This is a genomic window from Paenibacillus sp. G2S3 (genome assembly GCF_030123105.1).
In the GTDB taxonomy this organism is placed as follows: Bacteria; Bacillota; Bacilli; order Paenibacillales; family Paenibacillaceae; genus Paenibacillus_AQ.
In genome coordinates this window covers 1,441,928-1,453,600 of the sequence record NZ_CP126095.1, presented here as the reverse complement: position 1 = coordinate 1,453,600, position 11,673 = coordinate 1,441,928, and the positions used below count along the sequence as shown (strand labels likewise).

General features: G+C 45.6%; 11 protein-coding genes. 6 read left to right on the top strand and 5 right to left on the bottom strand.

All coding sequences use genetic code 11. The features are described from left to right. Positions 1–237: 237 nt before the first annotated feature. Complete coding sequence (locus QNH28_RS06495) at positions 238–765, top strand: phosphatase PAP2 family protein (protein WP_042185706.1); 528 nt, start codon at positions 238–240, stop codon at positions 763–765. A gap of 49 nt (positions 766–814) precedes the next feature. Beyond that, entirely contained in the window at positions 815–1,930 is a 1,116-nt protein-coding gene (locus QNH28_RS06490; RefSeq protein ID WP_283910664.1) for an MGDG synthase family glycosyltransferase, read from the top strand. Positions 1,931–2,004: 74 nt separating this feature from the next. On the opposite strand, the gene QNH28_RS06485 is transcribed toward QNH28_RS06490, so the two are convergent. The 4 genes from QNH28_RS06485 to QNH28_RS06470 all read right to left on the bottom strand — a co-directional run bounded on the left by QNH28_RS06485 (position 2,005) and on the right by QNH28_RS06470 (position 4,786). Next, positions 2,005–2,925 carry an IS3 family transposase gene (locus QNH28_RS06485; protein ID WP_283912067.1) on the bottom strand — a complete coding sequence of 307 codons (921 nt, stop codon included), beginning with the start codon at positions 2,923–2,925 and terminating at the stop codon, positions 2,005–2,007. Continuing rightward, positions 2,883–3,560 carry a helix-turn-helix domain-containing protein gene (locus tag QNH28_RS06480; RefSeq protein WP_283910663.1) on the bottom strand — a complete coding sequence of 226 codons (678 nt, stop codon included), beginning with the start codon at positions 3,558–3,560 and terminating at the stop codon, positions 2,883–2,885. The genes QNH28_RS06485 and QNH28_RS06480 overlap by 43 nt, the downstream gene beginning before the upstream one ends. Before the next feature lie 127 nt (positions 3,561–3,687). Continuing rightward, a complete protein-coding gene (gene trmB, locus QNH28_RS06475; protein WP_283910662.1) occupies positions 3,688–4,404 on the bottom strand; it encodes a tRNA (guanosine(46)-N7)-methyltransferase TrmB in 717 nt (238 codons plus the stop codon). A gap of 196 nt (positions 4,405–4,600) precedes the next feature. After that, entirely contained in the window at positions 4,601–4,786 is a 186-nt protein-coding gene (locus QNH28_RS06470) for a hypothetical protein (RefSeq protein WP_283910661.1), read from the bottom strand. Positions 4,787–5,111: 325 nt separating this feature from the next. On the opposite strand from QNH28_RS06470, the gene mnmL reads away from it, so the two are divergent. The 4 genes from mnmL to QNH28_RS06450 are packed head-to-tail and all read left to right on the top strand — an operon-like array spanning position 5,112 to position 8,663. Further along, the gene (mnmL, locus tag QNH28_RS06465; protein ID WP_283910660.1) at positions 5,112–6,068 is read left to right on the top strand and encodes a tRNA modification radical SAM protein MnmL/YtqA; all 957 of its coding nucleotides are present in this window, start codon (positions 5,112–5,114) and stop codon (positions 6,066–6,068) included. After that, positions 6,068–6,670 carry a tRNA 5-(aminomethyl)-2-thiouridylate-methyltransferase MnmM gene (gene mnmM / locus QNH28_RS06460; RefSeq protein WP_283910659.1) on the top strand — a complete coding sequence of 201 codons (603 nt, stop codon included), beginning with the start codon at positions 6,068–6,070 and terminating at the stop codon, positions 6,668–6,670. The genes mnmL and mnmM overlap by 1 nt, the downstream gene beginning before the upstream one ends. Positions 6,671–6,716: 46 nt before the next feature. Continuing rightward, positions 6,717–7,685, top strand: coding sequence for a type I phosphomannose isomerase catalytic subunit (locus tag QNH28_RS06455; RefSeq protein WP_283910658.1), 969 nt, complete (start codon positions 6,717–6,719; stop codon positions 7,683–7,685). A 27-nt stretch (positions 7,686–7,712) separates the two neighbouring features. Further along, entirely contained in the window at positions 7,713–8,663 is a 951-nt protein-coding gene (locus tag QNH28_RS06450) for an alpha/beta fold hydrolase (protein ID WP_283910657.1), read from the top strand. 1,097 nt (positions 8,664–9,760) lie between these two features. Here QNH28_RS06450 and QNH28_RS06445 read toward each other — a convergent pair. Beyond that, positions 9,761–11,668, bottom strand: a complete 1,908-nt coding sequence (locus QNH28_RS06445; protein ID WP_283910656.1) for a B12-binding domain-containing radical SAM protein — start codon at positions 11,666–11,668, stop codon at positions 9,761–9,763. Between the last annotated feature and the right edge of the window lie 5 nt (positions 11,669–11,673).

Here is an 11,673-nt window from a genome sequence, read left to right as displayed (position 1 = left end):
TGGATTCCATTATTTCGGATCCTTATTTATCTCTTACCCTTTTAAACATGTTTAGTCCGCTTGAATCATTGTACGGCGTTAGCGGCTCTAAGTCAAAACTAGCAAATTTCTAGCAAAACTGAGCTTTTCCTTGAAATGGACTACCTTTAAAAAGTATGATTAAGACAGATCTAATGCTAAAGAACGGACTGCTCATAAGCACCTGTTATCGGTAGCCGACTGGCGGAGGGACAAGATATGAGACATTTATTCATGAAGCTACATCTCTGGGAGCGGCACCTTTTTAAGTGGATCAACGGACGAATGCATAATCGTTTTCTGAACTTTTGGCTCTTCTATCTCACTCATTTGGGTGGAGCTACAAGCACAATTGTTATCAACATACTGATATGGGCATTTGCTCCTCAGCCATGGAGAACCGCTAGCCTGCAAGCAATGACGGCTCTAGCTGTTAGCCATTTGCCCGTTGCTGTTGCCAAAAAACTGTATCCACGCATGCGGCCTTATCTGGCGTTACCGGATACAAACACATTTCGTAATCCATTAAAGGATCATTCTTTTCCTTCTGGTCATACTACAGCTATCTTTGCTTCAACGGTCCCATATATGGTAGCCTTTCCTGCCTTGACCGTTATTCTGCTGCCGCTGGCCTGTATTGTCGGGTTTTCACGCATTTATCTGGGATTACATTATCCATCTGATGTCTTTGCAGGCTTAGTGATCGGAACCAGTGTTGCAGCGGGCACCATAGCCTTATGGATCTGAAATATATATGGTTATACCGGGAAAACCTTTGAGAATAGGTGAATCAAAATTGCAAAAAAAAAGAATTTTAATACTCTCAGAAGGCTTTGGCGCAGGACATACTCAAGCAGCTTATGCGCTGTCGAGCAGTTTGCGCCAACTGTCACCTAATTTACAAACGAAGGTGCTAGAACTTGGGAATTTCCTAAATCCCAAAATGGCACCCATTATTCTGTCCGCTTACCGTAAGACGGTAACGACTCAGCCAAAACTGATGGGTTACGTCTACCGTCACCAGAAATCATTTAATCGTCTTACCACGCTTGCCCTGCATCGTATATTTTATACGCATACCAAAAATGTTGTCATGCAGTTGAAACCTGACGTTATTGTCTGCACACACTTCATTCCGGGTGCTGTAGTATCTCGTCTTAAGAGAGTGGATCCTACCCTAAAGGTGCCACTCGTAACTGTTATAACGGATTATGACGCACATGCCAGCTGGATCAGTCCTGAGGTAGACCGTTATCTGGTATCAACACCAGAGGTTGAATCCAAATTGCGTATGCGAAATATTCCTGCTGCGAAAATTCAGGTTACAGGGATACCCGTACATCCTAACTTTTGGCAGCATCCTGGAAAACAGGAGATTCGACAGCAATTCAATCTCAAGGATATGCCAACAGTACTAGTCATGGGCGGCGGCTGGGGGATCATGAACGATCAGGTTGTAAATGCCTGTCTGGCGGAATGGCGTGAGAAGATTCAGATTGTTTTCTGTCTCGGCAAGAATGAAGAGCTGCTGCAGGAAATGAAAGAAGACCCGCGTTATAATCATCCTAATATTTCCTTGATCGGCTTTACGCGTGAGATCGACAAGCTGATGGAGGTGTCCGATCTGCTCGTCACGAAGCCGGGTGGAATGACCTGCAGTGAAGGGCTCGCAAAAGGAATACCGATGCTTTTCTATAACCCTCTGCCCGGGCAGGAGGAGGAAAATTGCCGCTATTTTACCGCAGCAGGTTTCGGAGAGCCGATAGAGTCTTTAGACGTAGTTGTAATGTGGATGGAACGTCTCTTAAACAACTACGAGGATGTGCAAAATAAGCGAAAACTTCATCTTGAGGAAATCGCCCGCTACCACCCATTGCAATGTGCTCAGAGCATTATCGAATTATTGGAATAGTTAATTTTAAAAAAGCGGCAGCCTCAAAACTGAACTGCACCCCGTCAAGTAGACAGTACAAATAATCAAAATCGTTAAACGGCCTTGGTCCTAAATTCCATCGGACTACGGCCGTTTAATTTTGCTTGTAACCGTTCGTAATTGTAAAAGTGAATGTAGGCCTCAATGTCCCTTTTAAGCTCTTCAAAGGTATGGTACTTGTGCAAATAATACTTCTCACATTTTAAGGTCCCCCAGAAGGATTCCATTGGACCGTTATCGATGCATCGCCCAACTCGGGACATACTCTGAACCATTTTGTTGCCATCCAGAAGCTTCTTAAAGCCCAGTGAAGTGTACTGATAGCCTCTATCGCTATGAAGCAATGGGCTGCTTTCTGGGGCTTCTTGTAAGGCGAGTTTCAACGTTTGGAATACAAGTGGATTGTTATTGGAACGCCCTAATACATAAGAGACGATGGATTTATCATGGAGATCGAGAATAGCGCTTAAATACGCTTTCTGGTCGTTGCCATACTTGAATTCCGTTACATCGGTGAGCCACTTTTCATTCGGCGTATCCGCATGGAAGTTGCGGTTTAGGACGTTTTCCGCGACCTGTTGTGGAGTAGCATTGGCATACTTTTTCCTCTTCCTCCGAATAACGGACTGAATTCCCAGGACCTTCATTAGCCGCTTTACGCGCTTGTGGTTAATGGTTTTTCCGGTTTGTCTGCGCATATGCAGAGTTAATTGACGGTACCCAAAAGTGCGCTCCACTTTCTCATAGATGGTCATCATTACCTGGATCAACTGCTCATTCTCCTGCTCACGAGGGCTGGGCTTGCGATTTAGCCATTTGTAATAGCTTGAGCGTGCAATTCCTGCAATTTCGCATAGCCGTTGAATGCTTGCTGACACGTCCTTTTGAAGTTCTTGAATGGCAAGGTAGATCGTTTCCTGCCGTGTTTGATTTAGCGTCGCCTTCTTTCTAGTTCCTCTAACTTTTTTAAAAATGCATTTTCCGCCCGAAGTCGTTCAATTTCGTACTCCATTTGCTTCATCTTGAGTTTCTGTTGGTCGGCCGCCGTTAACTCTTCTGGGGCTTTCTTTCTTCCTCGACCATCCTTTAACGCGTCCTGGCCGCCACCTTCAAACTTCTTCACCCATTGGTATACTTGCTGATAGGAGACCTGAAACTGTCCAGCTGTCTTTTGGTAATCATGTTGATTGCTCAGACAATACTGAACGATTTCGATCCGTTCTTGCCAAGTCGTAGTTCGCCCTTTTGTCATAGCTTTTCTTTCCCCTTTGTAGGCTGTTAAGCTGCTATGACCATTATACTTGTTAATCCAATTGAAGAGCTGCCTCGTACTAGCAATCTTGTATTTATCGATGATCTGATACTGAGACAAGCCCCCATCAAGATAGTCCTTCACCGCCTGGAGCTTCAGTTCAGCACTGTACCTTTGAAGATGTGTACGGCGCTCTAGCCCTTCATATCCATGTGTCTTATATCGACGTTGCCATTTCATTAAAGTCGTCTTGTTAATCCCATATTTCATCGCAGCTGCTAAAAAACCAATCTCCCCATTCGATACCTCTTCGAGGATGGTGAGTTTCTCCAAAGCGTTATATTTCCCTCTAGACATGAATAAGCTCCCCTCACAGTAGCAGGCTTTTTTTATTTCGCCTGTCTACCATATGGGGAGCATATCAAACCACTTGGAGGCTACCGCTTTATTATTGAAGCACGTCTTTTGGAGCAGTGCTTTGTAACTACAACCGATATTTGTCCAAACGGGTAGCTTGATACTGCTTGAGCGCTTCCGCACCTACAATGGCCTCGCAACGATGGATATTCACGCCACGTCCGACAAATTTCGTCTCGTATTCCGTCATAATATGATCCTCATTTATAATGCCGTCCGCATGTAGGTCTAAAGAGATATTTTTCATCTGTAAACCAAAATCCGCAAATGCATTTAATGAGAATTCAAATAGGCTTCGGGAATCTGTTTTTAGATGAATTTCACCTAAGTCGCTTAGCAGCCCGCGATATTTGTCAAGAAAACGCGGGTGTGTCAAACGACGTCGAGCATGCTTACTCTTAGGCCACGGATCACTGAAGTTAAGATAAATTCGTTCCAGCTCACCTGGAACAAATACTTCCTCTGCATAATCAATATTGGCGAGTGCCAATTTCAGGTTAGGCGGCGTCTCATGACCTGCCGGCTCCCATACTGCTCTAGCCTTATCTCCAGCACGGCGGATCAGCTCATCATACATATCAACGCCGATAAAATTAATATCGGGATATTTGAAGCTCATTTGGCTGATAAACTGTCCCTTGCCCATTCCGAACTCCACATGGATCGGATGATCATTCCCGAACAGCTTGGACCACTCACCTTTATAACTCCGAGGGTCTAGAATGACTAGATCGGTCTGTTCTTCCAAACTTTCACGTATTCCTTTTCTTCCGCGTAAACGCATAGGTATTCCTCCGATTATCTCTTATACGATAACTGTCACTTGCAATATTGTGCCGAAATTGTCCCGAAAAGTAAAGGGATTGGGGTAAAAAAGAAAAAGGAATTCTCTGGTTCAGCTCTTAAATGAGCTATCCAGAGGAATTCCTTCGTTGTGTATATTTGGAATTAAGGCTCATTCTTGTCCGGTAGATTAGGATCTACTTTGTGTTTGAGCTTGTGGCAAATGTCTTTTTTTCGAATGCACTACGAATTTTACGCTGTGCAGCTGTCTTGATCTTAGGATTGCCGTTAAATTCCACACCTGTTAGTGCAAGGGCTTCATCTGGCGTTAAGTGGACTTCAATCGAATCTTTACCCTCAGCATATACCGTTTGAGAATTCATTGCTATCACCTCACGGTTATTATTATGGATCGGACGACACGAAATTATGAACTCCGGGCTGAATTTCTTTAAGCCACAGCAGCTTTTCACACTCTGAATATAACATACTATGTAAGCATTTTCAAGTTGAAAGCGCCTTACTTTCGGCCTATTTTTCATGCCAGTACCGGGAGTGAATGTTACGCCGAGCTCTGTTTTTTGATACAATGTATTGGATTATAAAGAAACGGCTGTGTGTTCTCATTTATAAGGATGCCAACCGTCTCAGAAAAATATAAGGATAAGGATACTTATCCATGTTTATATTTTCAGAAAGGAGCTCCTCGTGTCTAATCTTCAATACACTACTCCTCCGCAGCTTTGGGGAGATAAACGTTTTCATACCTGGAATTATGAAATGCGTGAACACATGAACACCAAAGTTTTCAAAGTTATGCTTGATGCAGGCTTTACTTGTCCCAACCGTGACGGCTCCGTCGCTAAAGGTGGTTGCACTTTTTGCAGCGCCAGAGGTTCTGGTGATTTTGCAGGAAGTCGCCGAGATGATCTTGTTACCCAATTTAATAATATCCGTGACAAACAGCATCTAAAATGGCCCAACGCTAAATACATCGGATACTTTCAGGCCTATACCAATACGTACGCTCCGGTCGAAGAGCTCAGAGAATATTTCGAAGTGATCTTGCAGCAGCCAGGTGTCGTTGGACTATCTATTGCTACACGGCCTGACTGTTTGCCAGATGATGTGGTCGAATATTTAGCGGAGCTAAACGAGCGCACGTATCTGTGGGTAGAGATGGGTCTTCAAACTATACACGACTCCACTTCAGAACTTATTAATCGGGCTCACGATAGCCAATGTTATGTGGAGGCTGTTGAGAAGCTGCGGCGACACGGTATTCGTGTCTGCACCCATATCATTCACGGTCTCCCGCAGGAGACACATGAAATGATGCTCGAAACGGTATCTGCTGTAGCTCGCATGGATGTGCAAGGAATTAAGATTCACCTTCTGCATCTCATGCGTAAAACACCAATGGTGAAGCAATACGAAGCTGGATTGCTACGATTCATGGAACAGGACGAGTATGTGAAGCTGATTGCCGATTCACTCGAAATTTTGCCCCCTGAAATGATTGTGCATCGCTTGACTGGAGACGCGCCTCGAGATCTATTAATTGGACCGATGTGGAGTCTCAAGAAATGGGAAGTGCTAAATGCCATTGACGCTGAGCTTGTTGCTCGTGATACTTGGCAGGGTAAGTATTGGAGGAAGAGCTAATGGGCTTTATGTCCGTTTTAAGCTTTGCTCATAAATTAATCTCTGAGCGGCTAACTTTAGGTGACCGTGCGATTGATGCCACTGTGGGTACAGGTGCTGATACGCTTTTTCTAGCCAAAACAACCGGAATCCGTGGAGAAGTCTATGGCTTCGACATCCAAGCTGCTGCGCTTAAGCTGGCAGAAGAACGTCTACGGCTTGCACGGGAGGATGCTCCCTCGCTCGCTGCCGTCACCTTGCTGGAACGTAGTCACGCCGAAATGGCTGAAGCCGTTCCAGCGATCTGGCATGGCACCGTTGGAGCTGTAATGTTCAATCTGGGCTACTTGCCTTCAGGAGATGCCGACAAGAATATCATTACTCAGCCGGACAGCTCCATTTCAGCCTTGGAAGCTTCACTCCAGCTACTGCGTCCAGGCGGGATCATTACAGCTGTACTGTATCCAGGTCACGCAGGTGGAGATCTTGAAGCCGCTGCTGTTGAATCGTGGGCAGCGACTGTTTCCCCAAAGGTAGCGCAGAGCATCATTTATCGCCAGCTGCAGCGTACGGATTCGCCTTATATGATTGCGCTCGAGAAGAAAAAAGGAATTCCCTCTTAAACTGTAAGCAATCAAACCAACTTATATTTGGAAGGAAGATGTACTAATGACACAACCATATCCATTGAAATTTCAACCGGAGTTTAAAGAACGTGTCTGGGGTGGCCGCGCGCTGGAGAAATTCGGGCTAGATTTGCCAGAAGGACATATTGGTGAAGGCTGGATGATCGCCGATCACGCAAATGGTACATCTTCGGTGGTAAACGGAGAGTTAGCCGGTCAAGGCTTAGATCAAATTCGTGAGCAATTCGGCCATGAATGGTTCGGAAGCAAAGGGATTTCAGAAGCGGGCGGAAGATTCCCTCTACTAATCAAATTGCTGGATTGCAACGACAATCTTTCCATTCAAGTCCACCCTACAGATGATTATGAGGGATTGCCACAAGGTGAACTGGGCAAAACAGAGATGTGGTACGTGTTAGACGCTAAGCCAGGGGCTAAGATCATCTATGGTCTTAAAGATGGCGTGGATCGTGAAACATTGCGCGAAGCACTGGAGAATGGCACTGTTATGGATAGTCTTCAAGAAGTATCTGTCTCCGCAGGAGACTCCTTCTATATCCCAGCCGGAACCGTTCATGCGCTTTGCGCTGGTGTCGTTGTAGCAGAGATCCAGCAAAATTCCGACACTACATACCGCATTTATGACTATAACCGTCCAGGCCTGGACGGAAAACCACGCGAACTTCATATCGAAGATTCACTTAACGTTACAGCCTATGAAGGCGCCGGTGCTACTTCGATGAAGACAGATCACGCAATCCCTGGAGAGTGGCTGCAGCTTGCCGCTTCGCCATATTTTATCGTAGAAAAAGGAATCGTAAATGGTTCATGGGGCCTCACCACTACGAAAGACAGCTTCACTATTCTAGTGATCTGTGAAGGCAGCGGACATCTTACTTGGGATGGCGGCTCCCAGCCTTATGCTGCAGGAGAATGCTACCTGATTCCTTCCAACCTCGGCCGTTACGCTATCGAAGGTCATTCTACTGTGCTTCGCTCTTATTTACCATAAGTCGAGAACCTTTAGGAGGAATGGACCATGAAGGAAAACAGCTTTACCCTAACGGATCCCATAGGTGTAAATATCCATGTCTATGAATGGTTACCTGAATCCGATGTGCCAGTTAAGGGAATTGTGCAAATTTCTCACGGAATGTGTGAAACGGCTGTCCGTTACGCTCGTTTTGCGGAAGCATTAACCGGAGTAGGTTATGCAGTATATGCCAATGACCACCGGGGACATGGTAAAACTGCTGGTCAAGTTAATCTGCTCGGCGATGTTGGGGAGGACGGATTCTATTGGATGCGGCGCAATCTGCTCCAGGTAGCAGCCAAAGCACTCTCCAAACATGAAGGTAAGCCCATCTTTCTATTCTCTCATAGTATGGGTTCCTTTCTGGCTCAAAAGCTGATGTGTGAAGAGGGTAACGAAATCTATGAAGGATTTATCCTAAGCGGTACAAATGGTCCTCGCGGTATGCTGCGCCTTGGAGAATCTCTGGCTAGTGCACAGCTCAAGTTAAAGGGTGAACATCACCGAAGTGTACTACTGAACAGCTTAGTATTCGGCAGTTACAACCGTGCTTTTTCTCCTGTAAGAACTGCATATGACTGGCTGAGCAGCGATGAAGCGGAAGTTGATAAGTATATTGCCGATCCATTCTGCGGAGCCATTTGTACGACACGCTTTTTCCGAGGTTTCTTCCACCTCCTAAGAGAGATCCACTCCGAGGAATCACTTAGCACATTATGTATAAGTAAGCCCATTTATATATTTGGTGGAGATAAAGACCCTGTAGGGATGAGCGGTCAAGGTATTCCCCGTCTTGCTGAGCTATATAAGAAACGGGGAGTGTCAGACGTTGAGTATCGACTTTATCCAGGAGGCAGGCATGAAATGCTAAATGAGGTAAATCGAGATGAGGTTACAACTGATGTGCTTAACTGGTTAGAACAGCATCTCCCTTATGAGGCTACGACTACAGCTTAAGAGAAAAACCGAAGGTTTTTCGGATTATTTGAGACAGAAGAGCAGCGATCCTCCCGTTATTGGGGGATCGCTGCTCTTCGTTTTGGGTTGTGAGTAGCTTACTTACTCCTAGCTCCTTCCACTCTGCTTTCGGACTCATGTGACGCTTTTGACCAACCATTACATCCCCATCGTTTTCGGGCTCAGATGACTCTTGTGGCCAATCATCACCTTCCTCCACTACTTTTCTCGACTACTTTCCTCGACTACTTTCGGACTCAGATGCAGCTATTTGCTCATTTTTAGCCTTTGGAGCTGGATTTCGGACTCCAGTGCAGCTATTCCTTCGAAAGTAGCTCATTTTTACTGGTTTTCGTGCTAATAGCGAATATGCAGTCCGTATACATCGCAAATGTGAGAGAATCTCGCTTTTAAGGTCCTCTGGGTCCGATAGCACTGAGTCATCGCTTTCTTCCCTCACTTTCGGACTCCAGTGCAGCTATTTGCTTATTTTTAGCCTTTGGAGCTCGATTTCGGACTCCAGTGCAGTTATTCCTTCGAAAGTAGCTTATTTCCACTGGTTTTTGTGCTAATAGCGACTATCGAGTCCGTTAGTTGAACAAATGTGGGGAATTCTCGCTTTTAGAGCCCTCCGGGTCCGATAGCACTGAGTCATCAACACTCTCCACTACTTTCGGACTCAGATGACTCTTGTGGCCAATCATCACCATTCCCACCACTTTCGGACCCAGATGCAGCTATTTGCTCATTTTTAGCCTTTCGAGCTTGATTTCGGACTCCAGTGCAGCTATTCCTTCGAAAGTAGCTCATTTTCACTGGTTTTCGTGCTAATAGCGACTATGCAGTCCGAAAACATCGCAAATGTGGTGGATTCTCGCTTTTAAGGTCCTCTGGGTGCGATAACGCTAAGGCATCTGGATCCGATAACGCTAAGTTCTCTGGGTCCGATAACACTAGGTTATCTGGGTCCGATCGCGTTAAGTATGCTCTAAGTCATCACCATTATCCACCACTTATGGGCTCAGATGACACTCGCGCGTAAAACCAAATAGACCGCCCCCAAGGGAACGGTCTTTCCTCCAAACACAATCGCAATATTACAAAGGCAGCGTATAGTACTGAGCGCGTTGGCTCTCGTTCTGCTGATACATTACGATTAGCAGTGTGCGACCTTCTCGAACGGAAGGTGATTCAGCTACGGCTACAGCCGTGCTTGTGGTTTGGACAAGCTCTTCCAAACCGCTATTTGTGACTCCCTGTAATAGCGACTCTGCAGAAGGTACAGCCCCTTCGTTAGCATTGTCCGCTTCCACTTCCTCTGAGCCCCCATCCGCTCGTAGACCACTGATGGATTCCAGCACCGCTTCTAGCGAGAACGGTAGCACTTCAAGCACCGTATATTTTTGCAGCTCTCTTTCGTTGAGTCCGGCTTCTGCCAACTGGGCAGAGATTTGACCCGGATTCGCAGCGATATCCTTCAAGTAGCTCGACCAATCTGACTTATCCAGCACAAAATCCCACCAGATTTTGCGAGGCTTATACTTGTGTCCCAGGAAATAATCAAGCTTCATTAGCCCAGTAATAATATCCATAGACGGTGTCCCACGATCTATCAAGAAGGACTGCAAGCGGATAAAGAGATCTTCTAGCTGATGCCCAATTTTTTGCCAGCCTCTCTCCTCCCAATAGTCACCGAACTCCTGAAAGAAATCGAATGGTGAATCGAACACGTGACGGATCAAGTATTTGGCCGTATGGTCCATCCGGTGGCTGTTCCAGTATTTCTCCAGTACATCCTCAAGGCGCTTCAGACGGATAATATCCGAGAAGCTCATCATATGACTGCTAAGAATTTCGTAAGGGGCATGCTCCATATACGTATACTCATATTTTGCCGCCTGTGCACGCAACCCCGTCCCGCGAAGCATTTTGAGGAATCCAAGCTGCAGCTCTTCTGGCTCCATAACGAATACATCATTAAAGGTTTTGCGGAAGGTGGTGTAATCCTCCATTGGAAGCCCAGCGATCAAATCTAGATGCTGATCGATATTGCGACTTTCCTTAATCTTCATTACTGTACGAGAGAGCTTCTTGAAATTCTGGCGGCGTTTAACGAGCTCGTTCGTCTCATCATTCGTAGACTGTACACCAATCTCAAATCTAAAGACTCCAGGAGGCGCATTGTTCGACAGGAAATCCAGAACTTCTGGCCGCATGATATCTGCTGTGATTTCAAACTGGAACACACAGCCTTGATGATTATCGATCAGGAATTGAAACATTTCCATCGCATAATTGCGGTTAATATTGAAGGTGCGGTCCAAGAATTTAATGATTTTGGCACCATTTTCAATTAAGTAAAGTAAATCAGACTTCACTCGTTCAATATCATAGTAACGTACGCCTACCTCGATACTGGATAAACAAAATTGACAGTTAAACGGGCACCCACGGCTTGTCTCAAAATAAACAATACGTTTGCTCAAATCGGGAATATCCTCGGGAAAACGATGCGGTGTCGGCAGCGTATTTAGATCGCTTTTGGGACGAGGTGGATTTACAATGATCTCCTCCCCCTTACGATAAGCTGCTCCGTACACAAAGTGAAATTTACGGTCGTCTCTCAGCTCCTGCAGCAGATGATGAAAGGTCTCTTCTCCATCTCCGTTGACGATAAAGTCAATACCAGCCTCTCTCTTCATCCAGTGCAGCGGCTCATAAGACACTTCCGGACCTCCAAGAACAATCGTAACTTCAGGCATCACTTGCTTAAGAATTCCGATCAGCTTGAGTGTCTCTTCGATATTCCAGATATAACAGGAGAAGCCAATCACATCTGGCCGTTTCTGGAACAAGTCGGATACGATATTCATCACGGGATCTTTGATGGTATATTCCGCCAAATGAATATCATTAAATTCATGCTCACTGTATGCTTTTAGCAATCGGATCGCCAGTGAGGTATGGATGTATTTGGCGTTTAATGTGGACAGGATGATTTTCATGCTAC

Bases quoted from the DNA above. Each gene is read 5' to 3' on its own strand.
- QNH28_RS06470 (WP_283910661.1), bottom strand. From the start codon at position 4,786: ATGAATTCTCAAACGGTATATGCTGAGGGTAAAGATTCGATTGAAGTC.
- QNH28_RS06445 (WP_283910656.1), bottom strand. From the start codon at position 11,668: ATGAAAATCATCCTGTCCACATTAAACGCCAAATACATCCATACCTCA.
- QNH28_RS06455 (WP_283910658.1), top strand. From the start codon at position 6,717: ATGACACAACCATATCCATTGAAATTTCAACCGGAGTTTAAAGAACGT.
- mnmM (WP_283910659.1), top strand. From the start codon at position 6,068: ATGGGCTTTATGTCCGTTTTAAGCTTTGCTCATAAATTAATCTCTGAG.
- QNH28_RS06495 (WP_042185706.1), top strand. From the start codon at position 238: ATGAGACATTTATTCATGAAGCTACATCTCTGGGAGCGGCACCTTTTT.
- QNH28_RS06450 (WP_283910657.1), top strand. From the start codon at position 7,713: ATGAAGGAAAACAGCTTTACCCTAACGGATCCCATAGGTGTAAATATC.
- trmB (WP_283910662.1), bottom strand. From the start codon at position 4,404: ATGCGTTTACGCGGAAGAAAAGGAATACGTGAAAGTTTGGAAGAACAG.
- QNH28_RS06480 (WP_283910663.1), bottom strand. From the start codon at position 3,560: ATGTCTAGAGGGAAATATAACGCTTTGGAGAAACTCACCATCCTCGAA.